The 19,531-nt window shown below is 67.8% G+C and carries 22 protein-coding genes and 1 pseudogene; 17 read left to right on the top strand and 6 right to left on the bottom strand.

Annotated features, from left to right (window positions below):
* Window positions 1-28 precede the first annotated feature (28 nt).
* A complete protein-coding gene (locus TthTMY_RS05055) occupies window positions 29-1,249 on the top strand; it encodes an IS256-like element ISTth4 family transposase (RefSeq protein ID WP_096410503.1) in 1,221 nt (406 codons plus the stop codon).
* On the opposite strand, the gene TthTMY_RS11950 is transcribed toward TthTMY_RS05055, so the two are convergent.
* From TthTMY_RS11950 to TthTMY_RS05070, 3 genes are all read right to left on the bottom strand, one after another.
* Window positions 1,157-1,642, bottom strand: coding sequence for an ABC transporter substrate-binding protein (locus TthTMY_RS11950; RefSeq protein ID WP_418952564.1), 486 nt, complete (start codon window positions 1,640-1,642; stop codon window positions 1,157-1,159). The two genes, TthTMY_RS05055 and TthTMY_RS11950, sit on opposite strands and share 93 nt — an antisense overlap.
* Window positions 1,643-1,750: 108 nt before the next feature.
* On the bottom strand, window positions 1,751-2,725 hold the full coding sequence (locus tag TthTMY_RS05065) for a catechol 2,3-dioxygenase (protein WP_096410505.1): 975 nt from the start codon (window positions 2,723-2,725) through the stop codon (window positions 1,751-1,753).
* 200 nt (window positions 2,726-2,925) lie between these two features.
* Entirely contained in the window at window positions 2,926-4,491 is a 1,566-nt protein-coding gene (locus TthTMY_RS05070) for a 4-hydroxyphenylacetate 3-hydroxylase family protein (RefSeq protein WP_096410506.1), read from the bottom strand.
* A 307-nt stretch (window positions 4,492-4,798) separates the two neighbouring features.
* On the opposite strand from TthTMY_RS05070, the gene TthTMY_RS05075 reads away from it, so the two are divergent.
* From TthTMY_RS05075 to TthTMY_RS05140, 14 genes are read left to right on the top strand one after another with little or no spacing between them, the layout of a single operon-like run.
* Window positions 4,799-5,551 (top strand): IclR family transcriptional regulator, encoded by a 753-nt coding sequence (locus tag TthTMY_RS05075; protein WP_223903500.1) that lies wholly within the window; start codon window positions 4,799-4,801, stop codon window positions 5,549-5,551.
* On the top strand, window positions 5,541-6,464 hold the full coding sequence (locus tag TthTMY_RS05080; protein WP_096410507.1) for an acetaldehyde dehydrogenase (acetylating): 924 nt from the start codon (window positions 5,541-5,543) through the stop codon (window positions 6,462-6,464). The genes TthTMY_RS05075 and TthTMY_RS05080 overlap by 11 nt, the downstream gene beginning before the upstream one ends.
* On the top strand, window positions 6,461-7,504 hold the full coding sequence (gene dmpG / locus TthTMY_RS05085; RefSeq protein ID WP_096410508.1) for a 4-hydroxy-2-oxovalerate aldolase: 1,044 nt from the start codon (window positions 6,461-6,463) through the stop codon (window positions 7,502-7,504). Before TthTMY_RS05080 ends, dmpG begins: the two co-directional genes overlap by 4 nt.
* 9 nt (window positions 7,505-7,513) lie before the next feature.
* Window positions 7,514-8,368 carry an NAD(P)-dependent oxidoreductase gene (locus tag TthTMY_RS05090; protein WP_096410509.1) on the top strand — a complete coding sequence of 285 codons (855 nt, stop codon included), beginning with the start codon at window positions 7,514-7,516 and terminating at the stop codon, window positions 8,366-8,368.
* Window positions 8,368-8,838, top strand: coding sequence for a flavin reductase family protein (locus TthTMY_RS05095; protein WP_161791374.1), 471 nt, complete (start codon window positions 8,368-8,370; stop codon window positions 8,836-8,838). The genes TthTMY_RS05090 and TthTMY_RS05095 overlap by 1 nt, the downstream gene beginning before the upstream one ends.
* 49 nt (window positions 8,839-8,887) lie before the next feature.
* The gene (locus TthTMY_RS05100; protein WP_223903501.1) at window positions 8,888-9,121 is read left to right on the top strand and encodes a hypothetical protein; all 234 of its coding nucleotides are present in this window, start codon (window positions 8,888-8,890) and stop codon (window positions 9,119-9,121) included.
* Window positions 9,122-9,127: 6 nt separating this feature from the next.
* Window positions 9,128-9,574: a DMT family transporter gene (locus tag TthTMY_RS05105; RefSeq protein ID WP_223903502.1), complete on the top strand. Its 447-nt coding sequence runs from the start codon at window positions 9,128-9,130 to the stop codon at window positions 9,572-9,574.
* Window positions 9,574-9,768 (top strand): tautomerase family protein, encoded by a 195-nt coding sequence (locus TthTMY_RS05110; protein ID WP_096410512.1) that lies wholly within the window; start codon window positions 9,574-9,576, stop codon window positions 9,766-9,768. The genes TthTMY_RS05105 and TthTMY_RS05110 overlap by 1 nt, the downstream gene beginning before the upstream one ends.
* On the top strand, window positions 9,765-10,460 hold the full coding sequence (locus TthTMY_RS05115) for a 2-keto-4-pentenoate hydratase (protein WP_096410513.1): 696 nt from the start codon (window positions 9,765-9,767) through the stop codon (window positions 10,458-10,460). The genes TthTMY_RS05110 and TthTMY_RS05115 overlap by 4 nt, the downstream gene beginning before the upstream one ends.
* 10 nt (window positions 10,461-10,470) lie before the next feature.
* Window positions 10,471-11,979 (top strand): aldehyde dehydrogenase, encoded by a 1,509-nt coding sequence (locus tag TthTMY_RS05120; RefSeq protein WP_223903503.1) that lies wholly within the window; start codon window positions 10,471-10,473, stop codon window positions 11,977-11,979.
* A gap of 9 nt (window positions 11,980-11,988) precedes the next feature.
* Window positions 11,989-12,519 carry a Uma2 family endonuclease gene (locus TthTMY_RS05125; protein WP_096410514.1) on the top strand — a complete coding sequence of 177 codons (531 nt, stop codon included), beginning with the start codon at window positions 11,989-11,991 and terminating at the stop codon, window positions 12,517-12,519.
* On the top strand, window positions 12,516-13,292 hold the full coding sequence (locus TthTMY_RS05130; RefSeq protein ID WP_096410515.1) for a 2-keto-4-pentenoate hydratase: 777 nt from the start codon (window positions 12,516-12,518) through the stop codon (window positions 13,290-13,292). The genes TthTMY_RS05125 and TthTMY_RS05130 overlap by 4 nt, the downstream gene beginning before the upstream one ends.
* Window positions 13,293-13,308: 16 nt before the next feature.
* Complete coding sequence (locus TthTMY_RS05135; protein ID WP_096412884.1) at window positions 13,309-13,491, top strand: hypothetical protein; 183 nt, start codon at window positions 13,309-13,311, stop codon at window positions 13,489-13,491.
* Between the two features lie 10 nt (window positions 13,492-13,501).
* Window positions 13,502-14,341 carry an alpha/beta fold hydrolase gene (locus TthTMY_RS05140; RefSeq protein WP_096410516.1) on the top strand — a complete coding sequence of 280 codons (840 nt, stop codon included), beginning with the start codon at window positions 13,502-13,504 and terminating at the stop codon, window positions 14,339-14,341.
* A gap of 49 nt (window positions 14,342-14,390) precedes the next feature.
* Here TthTMY_RS05140 and TthTMY_RS05145 read toward each other — a convergent pair.
* Together TthTMY_RS05145 and TthTMY_RS05150 are read right to left on the bottom strand one after the other, a co-directional pair.
* Window positions 14,391-15,695 (bottom strand): annotated as a pseudogene (locus TthTMY_RS05145) (amylo-alpha-1,6-glucosidase); the annotation flags it as partial.
* A gap of 2 nt (window positions 15,696-15,697) precedes the next feature.
* Complete coding sequence (locus TthTMY_RS05150) at window positions 15,698-17,308, bottom strand: IS200/IS605 family accessory protein TnpB-related protein (RefSeq protein ID WP_096410517.1); 1,611 nt, start codon at window positions 17,306-17,308, stop codon at window positions 15,698-15,700.
* Window positions 17,309-17,686: 378 nt separating this feature from the next.
* On the opposite strand from TthTMY_RS05150, the gene TthTMY_RS05155 reads away from it, so the two are divergent.
* A complete protein-coding gene (locus tag TthTMY_RS05155) occupies window positions 17,687-17,995 on the top strand; it encodes a BrnT family toxin (protein WP_223903504.1) in 309 nt (102 codons plus the stop codon).
* On the top strand, window positions 17,996-18,304 hold the full coding sequence (locus tag TthTMY_RS05160; protein WP_096410518.1) for a CopG family antitoxin: 309 nt from the start codon (window positions 17,996-17,998) through the stop codon (window positions 18,302-18,304).
* A 98-nt stretch (window positions 18,305-18,402) separates the two neighbouring features.
* On the opposite strand, the gene TthTMY_RS05165 is transcribed toward TthTMY_RS05160, so the two are convergent.
* Window positions 18,403-19,436, bottom strand: a protein-coding gene (locus TthTMY_RS05165; protein WP_096410519.1) for an IS630 family transposase whose coding sequence is annotated in 2 segments (ribosomal slippage) — window positions 18,403-18,947 and window positions 18,947-19,436 — 1,035 coding nt in all. Because the reading frame shifts where the segments join, the coding sequence is not laid out codon by codon here.
* Window positions 19,437-19,531: the final 95 nt, after the last annotated feature.

Below are 19,531 nucleotides of genomic sequence, written 5' to 3' on the forward strand. Positions count from 1 at the left end.
TCGTGTAAGGATTTATGTGTAAGGGCCCGTGTTTAATAGGGGGGCACACCTTAGCACGAGGAGGTGCCCCGTGGACCAGGATACCTTGCGGATCTTGCTGAGGGAAGCGGTGCGGGAGACAGTAGCCGAGGTTCTGCAGACGGTTCTGGAGCTGGACCGGACAGCCTTCTTGCAGGTGCACGGGGGGCGCAGGAACGGCTACTACCCCCGCAAGCTGGAGACCACCTTCGGCCAGGTGGACCTGAAGGTCCCTAGGGATCGGGAATCTCGGTATTACCCGGCTTTCCTTAAGCCCTACGCCCGCCGCCTGGTGGACGTGGGGGAAGTAGCTGTGGCCTTGTACGCCGCCGGGGTCAGTCAGCGCAAGGCGGCCGAGATATTGAGCCTGCTCTTAGGCCACCGCTACTCCCACGAGACCCTAAGCGCTCTGACCGACCAAGTCCTGGAGGCGGCAGGAGCCTTCCGCACCCGGCCTTTGCCCGAGGAGATGGCCTTCGTCTACCTGGACGGGCTTTCCTTAAAGGTCTTCAGGGAAGGGGAAGGGATTGTGCGGGAAACGGTGTATGTGGCCCTGGGCATCGCCCCTGATGGGGAGAGGCGGGTCCTGGGGTTCTGGCTGTTGCCCACGGAGAGCGCCCTGGGATGGGAGGGGGTCCTGGGGGAGCTTTGGCAGCGGGGCCTGCGGCGGGTATTGCTCTTCATCACCGACGGGCTGCCCGGGCTTCCTGAAGCGATCCGCAGGGTCTACCCTCAGGCGGAGTGGCAGCGGTGCGTGGTGCACGGGGTGCGGTGGAGCCTGTCCCAGGTGCGGGCGCGGGACCGGGGCCTGCTGGCGGAGGACCTGAGGCGGGTGTACGGGGCGGAGAGCAGGGATGAAGCCCTTAGGGCCTTGGAGGAGGTGAAGGCCGCCTGGGGTTCGCGGTACCCGGGGGTGGTGGGGCTTTGGGTACAGGATTCGGGGGCCTTCCTGCGGTTCTACGGGTACCCCAAGGTGCTTTGGCCGTACCTGCGGAGCACCAACCTGATGGAGCGGTTTATCCGGGAGCTACGGCGGGGGACGAAGGTGCGGGACCACAAGTTTCCTAAGGAAGAGGCGGTGTACAAGCTCCTTTACCTGGAGTCAGAGAGGCAGGAAGGGAGGTGGGCAGAACGGAAACTAAAGGGGTTCTCGGAGGTGAAGGAGGTGCTGGAGAAGATGCTTCAGGAGCGGTATGCCCCCCGTACACAGACTCTTACACATAACTCTTGACACGACCCCACCACGGCTGAAGAAATAGGGTTGCCAAGGTGTGTCGTCGGTGATGCAGGGAATGCCGTTGAGCTCGCACTGGTCCGCCACCGGCACCGTGGTTTCTGGGGTGTTCCCGGCCACCACCAGGTGGACCCGGTCTTTAAGGATGAGTTCCGCCGTCACTTCGGCGGCGCGGTTGGGGTTGGACTGGGAATCCTTGTATACGATTTCCAGGTTATAGGTCTTACCCCCGACCCGCACCTTACCGCCGGTGGCCTTGCGCACCTGCTCCAGGGTGAAGTCGTCGGGCTGGGCGAAGGCCGCAAGGGGGCCGGTCCTGGGACTGACGAAGCCGATTTTGATCGTGCCGCTCTGGGCCTTTCCTAGACCGTGGAAGGCCGAGCCCACCACCAGGGCACTGGTTCACTTGAGAAAATCCCGCCCTGAAGGCTCCATTCTGGCTCCTCCTTACTATTGGGGGGCCCGGGGAAGTTCCAGGCCCCCCGCAAACTTTCCCGCTTAGTCCGCCGCCACCTGCTCTTCTACCTCGGGCGTGCCGTAGAGGAAGAACTCCGCAGGGAGGGGGCTGCCGTACCAGATGATGCCGGCCTCGAGGGTTTCCTCCGTCCACTTGATGGGCTTCCAGTCGGGGTCAAAGATGAGGTAGCCGGGGTCGCCGAAGAGCTCCACGCGGTTGCCGCCCGGCTCGAGGACGTACATGAACATGGCCTGGCTGATGCCGTGTTTGCCGGGCCCGGCCTCGATCTTGATTCCCACCTCCCGGAAGATGTCGGCGAGGGTATTCAGGTCGTGGGGGTAGCCGTACCAGTAGCAGACGTGGTGCAGGCGGCCCTTGGCCCCCTTGCCGTCCCGCATGAAGGCGATCTCGTGGACCAGGGGGCTCACGCTAATCCAGGCCCCGGCCTCGGTGCCGTCCTTCATGACGATGTGCTCCCGCAGGCGGAAGCCCAGGTGCTCCATCATGAAGTTCTTGTTAACGGTGACGTCCGAGGCCAGGAGGTTGACGTGGTCCAGACGGCGTACGGGTACGCCCCTCAGGGGCCGCTTCTGGGGACGGTTGAGGAGGGGGGTCTTCTTGTCCTCGGGGGGTTCGTAGTACTCCACCTCCCAGAGGAGCTCCATGGGGTGGCCGTCCGGGGTGGTGAAGCGGTAGGCGGGGCCGTGGCCGAGGTCCCCGTCTATCCAGCCCTTGCCGAGGCCCGTGGCCTCCAGGGCCTTCACCCGACGTTCCAGGGCCTGGGGGGAGCTGGTGCGCCAGGCCACGTGGCCCAGGCCGGGCTTGGGGGCCTCGGTGATCTTCAGGGTGTGGTGGTACCAGTCCTCGTAGGCCCGCATGTACACGGACTGCCCCTCCTGCTTCGTGACCTCCATGCCCAGGAGGTCCCGGAAGAACCAGAGGGTCCCTTCGGGGTTAGGGGTGTAGATCTCCACGTGGGCCAGCTGGTGCACGTCAAAAATCGGCTCCGGCTTCATGATTCACCTCCCTCGTTTTGGCCTTGAGGCCGATTGTATGCTAGGCACTTAAAAGTGTAAAGCGCAAGGGGGGTGTTCGCTATGGTCAAATCCTGCCCAAGGAGGTTTGAACGGCGGGGGTGTTTGCTATAGTCAAACGCCCGCGGGATGTGAGGAACGAGCCGGGGCCCTCAGGACCCCGGCGCGGCCACGGGGAAACCTCAGGCCTCCGTGGGGTTGATGAGGTCGGGCACCTTCCAGCCTTCCAGGTCGTACTCCCCGAGGAACTTCTCGGCGAAGGCCCTAAGGGCCTCGTTGACCCCGGCGGCCTCCATGGCCCCGAGAGTCTCGATGCGGATGTTCTCGTGGTTTCCGGCGTAGTTGCGCTCGTAGAGCTCGTGGCGGCCGCCGAACTCCGTGCCCACGGCGTCCCAGAGGGCCTTCATGATCTTCACCCGGGTGACGGCGTCCACCCCGTTGCCCCGCACGTACTGGTCCAGGTACCGCCGGATCTCGGGGTTCTGGAAGTCCTTGGCGTGGGAGGGCAGGTAGATGAGGGCGCTCGCCAGGTCGCGCTCAATGATGTCCTTGACCTTGGGGTAGACCTCCGGGGCGAGCACCCGGTAGGTGAGGCCCGCCCAAAGGTTGGGCAGGACGTAGCCGTCCACCCAGGGCATGGGGTCGCGGGCCATGGCCTCGGTGAGGGCCCAGAAGAGGTTGCGGTAGGTGAGGACCTCGCCCAGACGGGCCTGGACGCCGCGGAACTGGGAGACCCCGGTGACGTCCAGGGCCTTCATCATGAGGCCCGCGATGAAGTCCAGCTTCACGGCGAAGCGGGTGCACCCTTGGAAGGGGAAGCGGTGGACAAAGCCCGAGAGGGGGAAGAAGGCGTTCACCTTCTCCACGTCCCCGTAGACGAAGACGTTCTCCCAGGGCACCAGCACGTTGTCAAAGACCAGGATGGCGTCGTTCTCATCCAGGCGGCTGGAGAGGGGGTAGTCAAAGGGGCTCCCCGTCCTGGCGGCGATGAACTCGTAGGAGGCCCGGGAGATGAGCTTGACCCCCTTGGCGTCCATGGGCACCACGAAGATGAGGGCGAACTTCTTGTCCTTGATGGGGAGGGGCCCGTAGTGGGCGATGAAGTTCACGTGGGTGAAGGCGCTCCCCGTGGCCACCACCTTGGCCCCCGAGACCACGAGGCCCGCGTCCGTCTCCCGCTCCACGTGCATGTAGACGTCCCCTACTTCCTCCACGGGCTTGTGCCGGTCCACGGGGGGGTTGACGATAGCGTGGTTCCAGTAGAGGAGCTTTTCCTGGGTCTCCCTGTACCAGCGGCGGGCGTTTTCCTGGTAGGGGGCGTAGAACTCGGCGTTGGGGCCCAGGGTGCCCACGAAGGCCGCCTTGTAGTCGGGGCTGCGGCCGCCCCAGCCGTAGACCGTCCGCTGCAGTTCGGCGATGGTGTCCCGGGCCTTGAGGAGGTCCTCGGCGCTTCGGGGCCCCACGAAGAAGGGGTGGGTCCAGCCATTGCCGAACTCGGTGGGCACGGTCCACTTCCAGCCCGAGGGGTCCTTGGAGCGCTCCAGGTCCTCCTTGTGGAGCTCGTGCAGCCGGTCGTACCAGCGGGCGAACATGCGGGCGGTGTTGCGGAAGGCGGGGTGGGTGGTCACGTCCTTCACCCGCTCGCCCATGAAGTAGACCTCCCGGCCGTCCCTGAGGCTCTCCAGGTACTCCTCGCCCGTCATGGGCCTGGTCAACGCCTTAAGCCGCTCCCTCACCTGCTCGTTCATCCCAACCTCCCTTGACCTCCTTTTGGGTCATCTAAGACCTTAGGGGAGGGGAGGTCCTTCCGAAAAGGGGCAAGTTCGCCCAAGACGAACAGGAATTGCGCTCCAGGCTACGAACCCCGGGATGGGCCCTTGTCCGAAGGGGGTCTGGGGCCTCGTGCCATCCCATGGGGGCGCAAGCCGCCCTGGGGCCCTGGGAAGGGGGCTTTCGTTCGTTTATGGCGAACGAGCTCCTTGTGAAGTTTACCTTGAGGGGCTACCCTGGCCTTTGAGGGCTGTGCCAAAGGTGATCCGGAGCGTCAGGAAGGCTATGGAGCTCTTAGACCTCTTCACCGAGGAGCGTCCCGAGTGGGGGGTCACGGAGCTCGCCCAGGCCCTGGGGCTTCCCAAGGCCACCGTGCATGGTCTTCTCTGCTCCTTGGTGGAGGGGGGGATGCTTTACCGTCTGCCCTCGGGGCGGTACCGCCTGGGCTGGCGTATCCCCCTGCTCAACCGCGTTCTCATGGAGTCCGTTCCCCTTCGCCTCGAGGCCCGCCCCCGTATGGCCCGCCTGGCGGAGCTTTACGGCGAGACCGTGCACCTGGCGGTGCTGGAGCGGGGCAGGGTGCTCTACCTGGAGAAGCAGCAGGGGAACCGGGCCATCCAGGTGAACATCACCGGCGTGGGCGCCTACCTCTACGCCCACGCCTCCGCCCTAGGCAAGGTCCTCCTGAGCGGCCTGAGCGAGAAGGAGGTGATCTCCATCGTCAGGACCCACGGCCTACCTGCCCTCACCCCCAACACCATCACCACCCTGGAGGAACTCCTTTCCGAGCTTAGGGGGGTGCGGGAGCGGGGCTACGCCTACGATCTGGAGGAGTACCTTCCCGACCTCTGCTGCGTGGCCGCCCCCATCCGCGACCACACGGGGCAGGTGGTGGCCGCCTTGAGCTTTTCCGTCCCCAAGTATCGGTTTGTGGAGATGAAGCAGGCCTACCGAAACGTCATCGTGGAGGCGGCCAAGGAGATTTCCGAGGCCTTAGGCTACGAGGAGGCGAAAAGGAGGATAGGTTATGTCCGATAAGGTCAAGGTAGCCATCCTGGGCTCCGGCAACATCGGCACGGACCTGATGTACAAGCTCCTGAAGAACCCCGGGCACATGGAGCTCGTGGCTCTGGTGGGGATTGACCCCAACTCCGAGGGCCTGGCCCGGGCGAGGGCCCTGGGGTTAGAGGCGAGCCACGAGGGCATCGCCTACATCCTGGAAAGGCCGGAGATAAAGATCGTCTTTGACGCCACCAGCGCCAAGGCCCACGTGCGCCACGCCAAGCTCCTAAGGGAGGCGGGGAAGATCGCCATAGACCTCACCCCGGCGGCCCGGGGGCCCTATGTGGTGCCCCCGGTGAACCTGAAGGCGCACCTGGACCAGGACAACGTGAACCTCATCACCTGCGGGGGGCAGGCCACCATCCCCCTGGTCTACGCGGTGCACCGGGTGGCCCCCGTGCGCTACGCGGAGATGGTCTCCACGGTGGCCTCCCGCTCCGCGGGCCCCGGCACCCGGCAGAACATCGATGAGTTCACCTTCACCACCGCCCGGGGCCTGGAGGCCATCGGGGGGGCCAAGCGGGGGAAGGCCATCATCATCCTGAACCCGGCGGAACCCCCCATCCTCATGACCAACACCGTGCGCTGCATCCCGGAGGACGAGGCCTTTGACCGGGAGGCCGTGGTGGCGAGCGTCCGGGCCATGGAGCGGGAGGTCCAGGCCTACGTGCCCGGCTACCGCCTGAAGGCGGACCCGGTGTTTGAGAGGCTTCCCACCCCCTGGGGGGAGCGCACCGTGGTCTCCATGCTCCTGGAGGTGGAGGGGGCGGGGGACTACCTGCCCAAGTACGCCGGCAACCTGGACATCATGACGGCTTCCGCCCGAAGGGTGGGGGAGGTCTTCGCCCAGCACCTCCTGGGGAAGCCCGCGGAGGAGGTGGTGGCGTGAGCTGGGACCTTTCCACGGCCAAGCCCCCGGTGGTGGTGGACACCACCCTGCGGGACGGCTCCCATGCCCACCGGCATCAGTACACGGTGGCGGAGGCGAAGGCCATCGCCCAGGCCCTGGACGAGGCGGGGGTCTACGCCCTAGAGGTCTCCCACGGGGACGGCCTCGGGGGAAGCTCCCTCCAGTACGGCTTCTCCCGCACGGACGAGATGGAGCTCATCCGCGCGGTGCGGGAGACGGTGCGGCGGGCCAAGGTGGCGGCCCTCCTCCTTCCCGGGATCGGCACCCGGAAGGAGCTCAAGGAGGCGGTGGAGGCGGGGATCCAGATGGTCCGCATCGCCACCCAGTGCACCGAGGCGGACATCTCCGAGCAGCACTTCGGCATGGCCAAGGAGATGGGCCTAGAGGCGGTGGGCTTCCTCATGATGAGCCACATGCGCCCTCCGGAGTTCCTCGCGGAGCAGGCCCGCCTTATGGAGTCCTACGGGGCGGACGTGGTCTACATCGTGGACTCCGCCGGGGCCATGCTCCCGGAGGACGCCTACGCCCGGGTGAAGGCCCTAAAAGAGGCCCTCTCCCGGGCCAAGGTGGGCTTCCACGCCCACAACAACCTGGGCCTCGCCATCGGGAACACCCTGGCGGCCCTGGCCGCGGGGGCGGACTGGGTGGACGCCACCCTAAGGGGCTACGGGGCGGGGGCGGGGAACGCCCCCTTGGAGGTCCTGGCCGCCGTCTTGGACAAGGCGGGGCTCAACCCGGGGCTGGACGTCTTTAAGCTCCTGGACGCCGCCGAGTACGTGATGGGGCCCATCCTCCACTTCCAGCCCTACCCCGACCGGGACTCCGTGGCCATCGGCTACGCCGGGGTCTACTCCACCTTCCTCCTCCACGCCAAGAGGATCGGGAAGGAACTGGGCGTGGACCCCTTGGCCATCCTCTTGGAGCTGGGCCGACGCCAGGCGGTGGCGGGGCAGGAGGACTGGATCCTGCGGGTGGCCCTGGAGCTCAAGGAGAAGGAGGCGGGGGCCCTCGCGGACTAGGGAGAGGCCATGAGGCGCGTTGGGTTTATCGGCCTTGGCCGCATGGGCCTCCCCATGGCCCAGAACCTGGCCCAAGCGGGGTACGAGGTCCTGGCCTGGAACCGCACCCCCAAGGAGGCGGAGGGCCTCACCCGGGTGGGAAGCCCCAAGGAGGCGGCGGGAACGGGCCTGGTCATCACCATGCTGGCGGACGACGCCGCCACGGAGGCCGTCCTCCCCGAGATCCTGGAGGGGCTTCCCCAGGGGGGGCTCCACATCGCCATGAGCACCCTGGGGGTGCCCTACTCCCGCGCCCTGGAGGAACGGCACAAGGCGGTGGGCAGGCGCTACCTCGCCGCCCCCGTCTTCGGGAGGCCCGAGGCGGCGGCCTCCCGGGCTTTGCGCATCGTGGCGGCGGGGGAGGAGGGGGACTTGGAGGAGGCGAGGCCCATCCTTTTGGCCTTGGGCCAGGAGGTCCACGTGGTGGGGGAGCGCCCCCACCAGGCCCACGCGGTGAAGCTTGGGGGGAACTTCCTCATCGCCAGTATGCTGGAGGCCCTTTCCGAGGCCTACGTGCTGGTGGAGAAGAACGGGGTGGGGCGGGAGGCCTTTTACGAGGTGGTGCGGGCCTTCTTCCGCTCGCCGGTTTACGAGAACTACGGCCGCATCCTCCTGGAGCGGCGCTTTACCCCTCCGGGCTTCGCCCTGCGCCTGGGGCTTAAGGACGTGCGCCTCATCCACCAGGCGGCGGACACCACCCACACGCCCCTGCCCCTCGGGCACCTCCTCTTGGACCGGATGCTGGAGGGGGTGGCCCGGGGGATGGGGGAGGAGGACTGGACCGCGGTGCTTAAGCTCGCCGAGGCCCACGGAGGTTTGGCGTGATGGATCCCACGGAGTTCCGCAGGACCCTGGGGCGCTTCGCCACGGGGGTGACGGTGGTCTCCGCCTACGACGAGGGGGGAAACCCTAGGGGGCTTACGGCCAACGCCTTCATGTCCGTCTCCCTGGACCCTCCCCTGGTCCTGGTCTCCCTGGACAACCGCTCCCGGACGAAGCCCGTTTTGGAGCGGGCGGGGCGCTACGGGGTGAGCGTCCTCGCCGAGGAACAACGGGCCCTTTCCGACCACTTCGCGGGCCGCCCCCAGGAGGGGCTGGAGATCGCCTTTGAGGAGCGGGCGGGGGTGCCCCTACTGAAGGGGGCCCTGGCCCAGGTGGCGGCCCGGGTGGTGGCGGTCTACCCCGGGGGGGACCACACCCTCTTCCTCGGGGAGGTGGAGTACCTCTCCTGGCGGGAAGGGAGGCCCCTCCTCTACTACGCGGGCCGGTACGGCCGGCTGGGGGAGTGGGGCTAAATGTGGCTTGGAGCGCAAAAGGAGGTGGGGAAGCGGCCATGCTGAGGCCATGGAAAGAGGCTGGGACCTTTCTCCCCCTCGCTGCGACCTCTGCGGGCGGGCCCTCACCTGGCGGGAGGGTCGGGACCACCTCTACTACTACACCGCCGCGGGCCACACGGGGCTTCTTCTGGTCTGCCCCCGCTGCCGTGCGGAGGCGGAGGAGCTCCTTCCCCCCAATCTGCATAGGGCCCTTCCTCCCTGGGGGGGCCTGGCCTACCTCTACAGCCGCAGGCGGGCCTGAAGGGGGGTGGGGCTAGTGGGGGCCTGGGTCCTCCTGGCCCTCCTGGCGGGGGCGGTGCTCCCCCTGCAGGCGGGGGTCAACGCCGAGCTCGCCCGGGTGGTGGGGGGGCCTGTGCGCTCGGCCCTGGTCTCCTTCGCCGTGGGCACCCTGGCCCTCTTCCTCCTGGCCCTCCTCCTCACGGGGCCCTCCTGGCCCTGGGGCCGGATGCTCCAGGCCCCGGGGTGGGTGTATGTGGGGGGGCTTCTTGGGGCGGTGTACGTGGTTTCCGTGATCGCCCTGGCACCAAGGCTTGGGCCCCTTCTCACCTTCGCCCTAGTCATCGCCGGGCAGCTTCTCGCCTCCCTCCTTCTGGAGCACCTGGGGCTCCTTTACCCCCGCCATCCCGTGAACTTCCCCCGCCTCCTCGGCCTCTTGCTGGTGCTCCTCGGGGCTTACCTGGTGCGGAGGTTCTGATGGTGGTGCTCAAGGTGACCCTGCTGGAGGGCCGTCCCTCCGAGAAGAAGCGGGAGCTGGTGCGGAGGCTCACGGAGATGGCCTCCCGCCTTCTCGGCGAGCCCTACGAGGAGGTTCGGGTGATCCTCTACGAGGTGCGCCGGGACCAGTGGGCGGCGGGGGGCGTGCTCTTCTCGGACAAGGAGGGGACATGACGCTTCTTGAGGCGGTAAAGGAGGCCCGCGCGGAGAGGAGAACCCTTCCCGGGGGGCGGGAGTGGGGGGTGGGCCTGGAGGAGGCCTACCGCATCCAGGAGGCCCTCTTCCCCGGGCCCCTCAAGGGCTACAAGCTGGGCCTGGTCTCCGAGGCCAAGCAGCGGCAGATGGGGATCGCCGAGCCCGTCTTCGGCCGGGTGCACCCCGGGATGCTCCTGGAGCGGGTGGTCCTGGAGGCCTTCCTCCAGCCCCGCCTCGAGCCCGAGGTGGCCGTGGTCCTGAAGGAGGACCTGCCCCCCGGGGCCTCCGTGGGGGAGGCCTACCGGGCGGTGGGGGGGTACTTCCTCGCCGTGGACGTGCTGGACTCGGTGTGGGAGGGCTACCGCTTCACCCTCCCCGAGGTGGTGGCGGACAACACCTCCGGGGGCGGCTTCCTCCTGGGGACGAGGCGCTTCTCCCGGCTTCCGCGGGGAAGCCTCCGGGCCTACCTGAACGGGGAGAAGGTGGCCGAGGGCCCCGTGGAGGCCCTGGGGGACCCCGGGAGGCGGCTCCTTTGGCTTGCGGAGAGGGTCGGGGGGCTTCGGGCGGGCCAGGTGGTCTTCCTGGGCTCCCCGGCCCAGGCGGTGCCCCTCGCGCGGGGCGTGCTGGAGGTCTGGGGCGAGGGGGACGTGCTCCTCGCCCGGGTGGTGTAGGAGGTGCGCCGTGGTGGAACCCAAGATCTACAAGGAAACGGTGGAGCGGCTTGAGGCTTTGGGCTTTCCCTTCCGGCTTCCCCTCGAGGTCACCCACTACATCGGGGGGGAGTTCGTCCGAGGGGAGAACCCCTTCCCCGTGGTCTACCCGGCCACGGGGGAGGTGATCGGCACCGCCCCGGAAGGCCGGGAGAAGGAGGTGGAGATGGCGGTGGCCGCGGCCAAGGAGGCCTTCAAGAAGTGGAGCAGGATGCCGCCGAGCCAGCGCCGCCCCTACCTCCGCCGCTTCGCGGAGAAGATCCGGGAGTACAGGCCGGTCTTTGAGGTCTTGGAGACCTTGGACGTGGGCCGGCCCATCCACGAGAACCGCCTGGGGTACGTGGACCGGATGGCCAACAACATCGAGTTCTTCGCCGACTTCGCCGTGACCCACGGCTCCGAGGCCTACCCCATGGAAAACGGCTACATCAACTACGTCCTCCGCTTCCCCGTAGGGGTGGCGGCCCTCATCACCCCCTGGAACATGCCCAGCATGCTCGCCACCTGGAAGATCGGGCCCACCCTGGCCTTCGGGAACACCGCCGTGCTCAAGCCCGCAGAGTTCACCCCCCTCGGGGCCTGGCTCCTCGCCAAGTGCGCCCACGAGGCGGGGCTTCCCCCGGGGGTCTTCAACGTGGTCCACGGCTTCGGCCCCGCTTCCGCGGGGGAGCTCCTCACCAAGCACCCCGACGTGCGCCTCATCTCCTTCACCGGGGAGACCACCACGGGGAAGGTCATCATGAAAAACGCCTCGGACACCCTCAAGCGCCTCTCCATGGAGCTTGGGGGGAAGGCCCCCAACCTCATCTTTGAAAGCGCCGACCTGGACCGGGCGGTGGAGGTGACCCTGCGGGCGAGCTTCTTCAACCAGGGGGAGGTGTGCCTGGCGGGGTCGCGCCTCCTGGTCCAGCGCTCCGTCTACGAGCCCTTCTTGGAGAGGCTGGTGAAGGCCGCCCGGTCCCTCAAGGTGGGGGACCCCCTGGACCCCGAGACCCGCATGGGGGCCCTGATCGCCGAGGAGCACTTGAACAAGGTGATGTCCTACGTGGAGATCGCCCGGGAAACCGCCACCATCCTCACCGGGGGCAGGCGCCCCGAGCTTCCCCACCCCTTTGACAAGGGCTACTTCCTGGAGCCCACGGTGGTGGTGGACGTGAAGCCCTCGGACAAGGTCTGCCAGGAGGAGATCTTCGGGCCCATGGTGGTGGTGATGCCCTTTGACACGGAGGAGGAGGCCATAGCGCTGGCCAACGACACCCCCTACGGCCTGAACGCCATCGTCCAGACCCGGGACGTGGGCCAGGCGGTGCGGGTCTCCGAGGCCCTGGAGGTGGGCACGGTCTGGGTGAACGACTGGTTCGTGCGGGACCTCCGGGTGCCCTTCGGCGGGGCCAAGCAGTCGGGGATCGGCCGGGAGGGCGGCCACTACGGCTACGAGTTCTACTACGAGACCAAGAACGTCTGCATCGCCAACCGCTAGAATGGGGCCATGGCCTTAAGGGAGAAGGCGTGGGACCTGGAGGCCTACCTCGCCCTGGAGGAGGCCTCCCAGGAGAAGCACGAGCTCGTCCAGGGGCGCCTCTGGGCCATGGCCGGGGCGGGGAGGGAACACAACCGCCTCCTCACCCGGCTTTTCCTGCGCCTCGCCCCGGCGGCCCTAAAGGCGGGGTGCGAGGCCTACGTGGCGGACATGCGGCTTAAGGTGGGGGAGGACGTGTTCTACCCCGACCTCATGGTGGTCTGCGAGCCCTCCTCCGACCCCCGCTACGAGGAGCGCCCCTGCCTGGTGGTGGAGATCCTCTCCGAGGGCACCGAGGCCATGGACCGGGGTCGGAAGCTTCGGCGCTACCTGAGGCTTCCCTCCCTTAAGGCCTACCTTCTCTTGGACAGCCGCGAGCGCAGGGGGGAGGGCTACTTCCGGGAAGGGGAGGTTTGGGTCTACCGGGAGTGGAGCGGGGTGGACCTCGCCTGTCCTCCGGTGCGCCTCTCCCTGGACGAGGTGTACGAGGGGGTGCTGTGAATCCGGAAGCTTTCGCCGAAGAGCTGGAACGGGCCTGGGAGGAGCGGAGGCCCATAGAGCCCCTCTCCGACCGGGGCCTTAAGGGCATTGAGGCCGCCTACCGGGTGCAGGAGGCCTGGAACGCCCTGCGCCTAGGGAAGGGGGACCGGGTGGTGGGCCGGAAGATCGGGCTCACCTCCAAGGCGGTGCAGGAGCAGCTCGGGGTGGACCAGCCTGACTTCGGCCACCTCTGGGAAAGCCGCTTCTTTGGCGTGGGGGAGCGGGTGGAGGTGGAGGCTTCCCTCTTCCTCCAGCCCCGGGTGGAGGGGGAGCTCGCCTTCCTCATCGGGAGGAGGCTGGAGGGCCCTGGGGTCACGCCCCAGGAGGTGCTCGCCGCCACGGAGGCCGTGGCCTTCGCCCTGGAGATCGTGGACTCCAGGGTCCGCGACTGGCGGATCCGCCTCGAGGACACCGTGGCGGACAACGCCTCCTTTGGGGGCTTCCTCGTGGCCCCCTGGGAGAGGGCCCTTCTGGAGGAGGACCTCTCCGCCTTGGGCCTGGTGCTTTACAAGAACGGGGAGGCCGTGGCCCAGGGGACGGGGGCGGCCTGCCTCGGCCACCCGGCGAGGGCCGTGGCCTGGCTCGCCAACACCCTCGCCGCCTTCGGGGTGGCCCTGGAGCCCGGGGACATCGTGATGTCCGGGGCCTGGGCCCCGGTGCAGCCCGCAGGCCCGGGGGACCTCTTCACCCTGGTGGGGACGGGGGGGAGGGCCCTGGCCTTGAGGTTCGTCTAGGGGGTGGCCCATGCCCATGCTGGAGGTTCTGGTCGCCCGGGAAAAGCCCCTCACCCGGGAGGAGAGGGAGGCCCTGAAGGAGGAGGCCGAGGCCATCTTCCAGGAGGTCCTCGGCACCCCCAAGGGGAGGCTTCGGGTCTTCGTCCTGGAGGAGGGGGCGAAAGGGGAAGAGGCCCAAAGCCCCTCGCCGCGGGCCTAAGGAGGCAGACATGGAAAGCGTCAAGGTCGCCACGGGAGCCTTCCTAACCCACCTCCACCGGGCGGGCGAGGGGGAGGCGGTCCTCTTCATCCACGGCTCGGGGCCGGGGGCCACGGGGCTTTCCAACTGGCAGCTGGCCCTACCGGAGCTCGGGCGGGACTTCCTCTGCCTGGCCCCGGACCTTGTGGGCTACGGGGAGAGCACCCACCCCGAGCCGCCCCCCCGGGGAGCGCGGGCCTGGATGCGGCTTTGGCTGGACCAGCTTCTGGGGCTTTTGGACGCCCTGGGGCTGGAGCGGGCCCACTTGGTGGGGAACTCCCTTGGAGGGGCCATCGCCCTGCACCTCCTCATGGAGGCCCCGGAGCGCTTCGGGAGGGTGGTCCTCATGGGGCCAGTGGGGGGTCCTTTCCGCCTGACCCCGGAGCTGGACCGCATCTGGGGCTTCTACGAGGACCCCACCTTGGGCGCCATGAGGAACGCCATCCGCTGGTTCGCCTTTGACGAGGGGTTCGTCAGGGACCGGCTGGAGGAGATCGCCCGGATGCGCCTCGAGGCCGCCCTGAGGCCCGAGGTGCGGCGGAGCTTTGAGGCCATGTGGCCGAGGCCGAGGCAGGAGGCCATTGACCAGCTGGTGGTGCCCCCCTCAGCCCTCAGGCGGATGGACCACCCCGTCCTCATCCTCCACGGGCACCGGGACGGGATCGTGCCCGTGGAGACGAGCCTCTACCTCATGGAGCACCTGCCAAACGCCCACCTGGTCCTCCTGGGGCGGACGAGCCACTGGGTGCAGATCGAGCGGGCGGCGGCCTTCCACCGCCTGGTGCGGGCCTTCCTCAAGGGGGAACTCTAAGGGCAACCGAGGGGGAAGGCCCGGGGGCAGGCCCTCGTGCCCGCTTCCCCTACCAGGCCCGGAAACCCCCGGCCAGGGCGTGGAGGTAGACGAGGGCCGCCGCGTCCCAGGCCTGGGGGCGGCAGGCCACGGGGTAGGGCACGGGGGGAAGGCCCTCCTCCCGGGGGAAGCCCCCCACGAGCTCCGGTAGGCGGAGGTCGGGCTGGGAATGGGCCAGGTCCAGGAGGGCCTGGGCCACCCTCAACCCTTCCTCTTTGAGCCCATAGCGGAAAAGCCCCCCGGCGAAGAGGGCGGTGTCGTGGGGCCATACGGAGCCGTTGTGGTAGGAGAGGGGGTTGTAGCGGGCCTCACGGCTCCCCAGGGTGCGAAGCCCCCACCCCGACCACATCTCCTGGGAAAAGAGGGTGGCCACGAGCTTGGCCACAAGCTCCCGGGGCACGGCCCCGGCCCAGAGGAGGTGGCCCGCATCGGAAGCCTTCACCCGAAGGGGCTCCTTATGCCGGTCCAGGGCCAGGGCGTAGGTCCCAAGCTCCTCCAGCCAGAAGCGCTCCTGGGTGAGGGCGAAGAGCTCCTGGGCCCGCTTCTCCTCCTCCTTTGCCCTTCCTTCCTCCCCAAGGGCCCGGTAGAGCTCCTTTGCAGCCAGGTGGGCGGCGTAGGCGTAGCCCTGGACCTCGCTCACCGCCAGGGGAGGTTCGGCCAGGCGGCCGTCCTCGTGGCTCATGGAGTCGTGGGAGTCCTTCCAGGACTGGACCGCAAGCCCCGTGCCGCTGGGGGCGAACTCCAAGAGGCCGTCCCCGTCCAGGTCCGCCCGCTCCAGCCAGCCCAGGGCCGCCTCCCAGTGGGGCCTGAGCGCCCGCACCAGGGAGAGGTCCCCGGTGAGGTCCAGGTAGCGGCCCAGGAGGACGAGGAAGAGGGGGGTGGCGTCCACGGTGCCGTAATAGCGGGCGAAGGGCACCCGGCCGGTGCGGGAGAGCTCCCCCAGGCGCACCTCGTGGAGGATCTTGCCGGGCTCCTCCTCCCGGAAGGGGTCCCACACTGCGCCCTGGCGCTTGGCCAGGTAGCGGAGGACGCTCCTTGCCACTTCCTTTCCCCAGGGGAGGAGCATGAAGGCGGTGAGGAGGCTATCCCGGCCGAAGGGGGCCACGAACCAGGGAATCCCGGCGGCGGGCACGGGGCCCTCCGGGGTGGCGAGGAGGAGGGCCCTGAGGTCCAGGAGGGCCTGGCGGAGGGGCCTCGCCCAAGGGCCTTCTCCCGGGGGAAAGGCCGCCAGGAAAGCCTCGTAGCTGGGCAGGGCCCCGGGGGCCTCGAGGGGGCTCTCCAGGGCCACCTCCAAGGCCAGGGTCGCCTCTTCCCTGGTCAAGTAGAGTGCACATTAGCGCACTCCGGCCCCCCACCAGGATGGGGACCCAAGCTACTCCCCCACCCCTCCCACGCTCCCCGATGAAGAAGGGCCTTCAGCGGGGAGAGGTCACGAGGTACCGTGCTCCTGAGAAGGGGAAGGAAGAGGCCTGCCCTCAGGACCCGCCAGGGATTAACGCCAGGGGAGTTCCTTCCGTCGGTGACCTCCCTTTGGCTCCCCGGTGAGCCCTGAAGGCTTGAAAGCAAGGCCAGGTGGCGCTTCGCCCTCCCGATCTCCCGGGAAAGCCTGCGCCTCAGGTAGGGGTTGCGCTCCTGCGCTTTTTTGGCCCGGAGTTCCTGCACCTTGGAGGCGTAGAAGCCCTGGACGTGGCCCCTGAAGCTTTCGTCCCGGAGAAGCCTCTCGTACCCCCTGGGAAGCTTCTCTTCAAACCCCAAGGCCCTTCTCCCGATCACGTAGGCGGCGGCCACGTCCTTGGAGAGGGAAAGAAGGGGGGCGTACTTCAGCATCCCGATGGTGGAGGTGTCCTGGGGGTTCACCTCCACCACCTGGACCCCTCTCTTCCGGGCCAAGGAGTGGACCTTCCGGAGAAGGGAAGCGTAGGCGAAGCGGTGGGCCTTCCTCCTGAAGACCCTCCCCAAACCGTCTCCTCTCCTCCCCTTGGGGAGGTATTTGAGCCTCTCGGTGGCGATGGCGGTCCCATACTGCTCCGCCAGGGAGACGGCTTGGTGGGCGATCTTCCAGAGGAGGAGTTCCTTGGCCCCCTTGTTGTGGGCCCGGTCCACCTCCTCCAGGGAGAGGGTGAGGTGCCTCCTGAGGTTTCCATCAGGGCTCACCACCGCCAAGGCCAGGTGGTAGGGATCGGCGTTGATGTCTACGGCCAGGACCCCGTTCTCCTTCTTGGCCACGAGAGGAACGGGTTCCTCCTCCCAGGTGAAGGTGGCGTAGACCTTCCCCTCCCGCAAGGAGAGGGCCACGTTGTAGGGGAGGGAGGCGTAGACCCTCCCCACCAGGGCGCTCAGGTTGGGGTGGCCCGTCCTCACCAGGGCGTGGGCGTAGCTCCCGTCTCCGAGGTTGATCCGGAGCCATAAGGCTCCGTCCTTGACGAAGAGCCTCAGGTTGAGGTTGCCCCCCTTGGTCCTGTCCCCTCGGGAGTAGAGGAGGCCTTGCCTCCTTTCCCTCCAGTCCCGCTTGAGCCTCTTCAGGGGTTTACCCGAGAGGTGTCTGCGCTTGAGCTGTTGGAAGAGCTTTCTCCCCCCGAAGACCACCTTCCGGGGGTCCTCTCCTCTCTCCCGGGCAGAGTCCAGGACGGCTTGGGCCTTCAGGATCGCGTCGTCGGCGTAGCGGGTGTTGAGGCGGAAGGTCAGCCCCGAAGGGGCTACCTTGCGGGTGCACAGGGGACTGCCCTGCCTTTTGAGCTCCTCCCTGGTCTGACCTTCCAGGAGGCGGTTGTAGGCGTAGCGCACCCCAGCGGAGAAGCGGCGCATGAGGTCCAGGGTGGCCTTGCGGTCCTCCTCAGAGGGAAAGACGAGAAGGGCCTGGACTCCGGTGAAGGCCTTCGCCCTCTCCTTTGAGGTGCGCTCCCGCGTGGCTTTAGGCTTGGCCTTCACCTGGGGCCTCCTGGGAGGGAGTATACCCGTCTGTGGCCCTTGCATTGGAGAAACTTGCTGGAGTGAAGCGCTGAGAAGCGGAAGCGTTTGAGCGTCAGGGTGAAGTAGGGTGCGTTATTTTTCAACTGTTTGCACCTCCTCGCTTCAATATAACCCAAACTGGCCCCGCTTCCCGGCCGGGGGCCCTGTCCTTGGGGTTGAGGGCGGAAAGCCAGTTCTACCCCCTGGGCGCCTTGGCGTAGGGCTTCCCTCGTCCGCCGATAAGCGGGCGGAGTAGAGGGGCGTGAACCCATCTCTACCCCAAAAGCCCCTGAGGAGGCTCGCCGTGAGGGCCGCCCCGGCCAGGTAGGTCCCGGCGGTCGTGTTCCCCTCCCGTGTATGCCTTGGTATATACTGGAAATAGGAGGCCACCCCCTGGAGTTTGACTGGGACGAGGCCAACGTCGCCCACATTGCCCGGCACGGGGTGCGCCCCTGGGAGGCCGAGGAGGCCCTCACCGACCCCCTCCGCCTGGTCCTCAAGACCCGCTCCCAGCGGGGGGAGGAGCGCTGGGCGGCCCTGGGGGCCACGGAAGGGGGCTGGGTCCCCTTCCTGGTCTTCACCCGGAGGCGGGGCAGGGTACGGGTCATCACCGCCCGGGACGCCACCCCTGGGGAGAAGCGGCGGTACCGGAGAAGGGGGAAGTAGATGAGGAAAAAGCGCAAGGTGCAAAGCCTGGAGGAGATCCCCGAGTTCGGGAGCGAGGCGGAGGAGGCCCGCTTCTGGGGGGAGCACGAACTGGGCGAGCCCCTCCTGGAGGCCATGGCCCCGCCCCCGGAAGGCCTTCTGCTCCCTCCTCGCCCCAGGACGCGGGCCATCTCCCTGCGCCTGGACGAGGACCTCCTGCGGCGGCTCAAGGCCATGGCGAGGAGGAAGGGCAAGGGCTACCAGACCCTCCTCAAGGAGTTCGTGCTGGAGAGGCTCTACGAGGAGGAGAAGCGGGAAGGGGTCATTTAAGTACCCCGCTCTGGCTTGCGCCAGAGCGGGGGCCCCAAAAGAGCCTTCGCAAAGCCCCACTTCCGGTGTCCCATGTGGCGAAATCAAGGCGCGGGCACTTAAGTACCCTCCCCCAAGATTTTCAACTCCACACCCCCCAGGGCCTTTAGGGCCTGCACTACCGCGTCCTTCAGCTCTTCAAGGCTCCCGTAGTGCCGCCTCGGCATCAAAAACCCCTTCACCCGCCGCCAGATGTTCTCCATGGGGTTCAAATGGGGGCTGTACCGCGGCAGGTAGGCCACCTCCAGCCCACGCCCTCGCCACACCCCCCTCCTCCCCTCCACCCCACGGGACCGGTGGAAGGGCGCGTTGTCCATGAACACCTTCAGGGGCTTGACCAAACCTTCGGCCACCCGGTCCAGATACCCCCGCACCACCTCCCACCGCACCGGCCCCTCCAAAAGGGCAAAGAAAAGCCGCTCCCCCTCCCGGCCCCGCACCAGGTGCCCCACCACGTTCACCCGCCCCTCCTTGCCCCACGCCCGCGGCACCCCCTTCGCCTCCCCCCTCCGGCACCAGGCGTACGTGGGAGGCAGGGTCAGGGCAAACCCGCTCTCGTCCAAGTACCCCACCTCCATCACCCCCTCCTGAGCCCCCTTTTTGCCTCCTCTTCCTCCTCCACAAAGGCCTCCACCTCTTCCGCCTCCGGTCTACCCCTGGGCACGTACCGCGTCCGTCTCCACACATACCCCACGGCCCTGAGGTGCCGGGCCACCACCTTGGGGGCCAAGCGGACCCCAAAGCGCTCGGCTATGGCCTCCGCAAGTTGCGGGGCGGTCCAGACCCGATCTTCCGCCAGTTTCTCCTCCACGAAGGCGGCCATCTCCGGGGTGAACTTCCTGGGGGCTCCCGGGGGTTTGCGGTAGACGAGGCCTTGGAGGCCCTCCCTCAGGAAGCGCCTGAGGACGAGGTAGACGGTGGTGCGGTCCTTGTGGAAGTGCTGGGCGATCCTTGGGGCGGTCCAACCCTCGGCCGCCAGGCGGACCATCATGGCCCACAGGCGGGTCTTCTTGTGGGTCCTTGGGTCCAGGGAGAGCTCCAGGAGGAGCCGGTCCTCCTCAGGGGTCAGCTGGATCCGAAGGGGGGCTGCCATGTTGAGATGATAAAGGATTGGCACTTAGGGCCGCATGAGGTTTGATGGCGGGCTTTTACGACAGCCTCTAAGAGGTCGGCGGTGCCCGCCCCGGG

This window comes from Thermus thermophilus (assembly GCF_019974155.1).
Lineage (GTDB): Bacteria > Deinococcota > Deinococci > Deinococcales > Thermaceae > Thermus > Thermus thermophilus_C.

What these genes read in the sequence shown, in the direction of transcription:
- TthTMY_RS05065 (WP_096410505.1), bottom strand. Translation starts at nt 2,725, where the DNA reads ATGAAGCCGGAGCCGATTTTTGACGTGCACCAGCTGGCCCACGTGGAG.
- TthTMY_RS05070 (WP_096410506.1), bottom strand. Translation starts at nt 4,491, where the DNA reads ATGAACGAGCAGGTGAGGGAGCGGCTTAAGGCGTTGACCAGGCCCATG.
- TthTMY_RS05075 (WP_223903500.1), top strand. Translation starts at nt 4,799, where the DNA reads ATGGAGCTCTTAGACCTCTTCACCGAGGAGCGTCCCGAGTGGGGGGTC.
- TthTMY_RS05080 (WP_096410507.1), top strand. Translation starts at nt 5,541, where the DNA reads ATGTCCGATAAGGTCAAGGTAGCCATCCTGGGCTCCGGCAACATCGGC.
- TthTMY_RS05090 (WP_096410509.1), top strand. Translation starts at nt 7,514, where the DNA reads ATGAGGCGCGTTGGGTTTATCGGCCTTGGCCGCATGGGCCTCCCCATG.
- TthTMY_RS05095 (WP_161791374.1), top strand. Translation starts at nt 8,368, where the DNA reads ATGGATCCCACGGAGTTCCGCAGGACCCTGGGGCGCTTCGCCACGGGG.
- TthTMY_RS05100 (WP_223903501.1), top strand. Translation starts at nt 8,888, where the DNA reads ATGGAAAGAGGCTGGGACCTTTCTCCCCCTCGCTGCGACCTCTGCGGG.
- TthTMY_RS05110 (WP_096410512.1), top strand. Translation starts at nt 9,574, where the DNA reads ATGGTGGTGCTCAAGGTGACCCTGCTGGAGGGCCGTCCCTCCGAGAAG.
- TthTMY_RS05115 (WP_096410513.1), top strand. Translation starts at nt 9,765, where the DNA reads ATGACGCTTCTTGAGGCGGTAAAGGAGGCCCGCGCGGAGAGGAGAACC.
- TthTMY_RS05125 (WP_096410514.1), top strand. Translation starts at nt 11,989, where the DNA reads ATGGCCTTAAGGGAGAAGGCGTGGGACCTGGAGGCCTACCTCGCCCTG.
- TthTMY_RS05135 (WP_096412884.1), top strand. Translation starts at nt 13,309, where the DNA reads ATGCTGGAGGTTCTGGTCGCCCGGGAAAAGCCCCTCACCCGGGAGGAG.
- TthTMY_RS05140 (WP_096410516.1), top strand. Translation starts at nt 13,502, where the DNA reads ATGGAAAGCGTCAAGGTCGCCACGGGAGCCTTCCTAACCCACCTCCAC.
- TthTMY_RS05155 (WP_223903504.1), top strand. Translation starts at nt 17,687, where the DNA reads ATGCCTTGGTATATACTGGAAATAGGAGGCCACCCCCTGGAGTTTGAC.
- TthTMY_RS05160 (WP_096410518.1), top strand. Translation starts at nt 17,996, where the DNA reads ATGAGGAAAAAGCGCAAGGTGCAAAGCCTGGAGGAGATCCCCGAGTTC.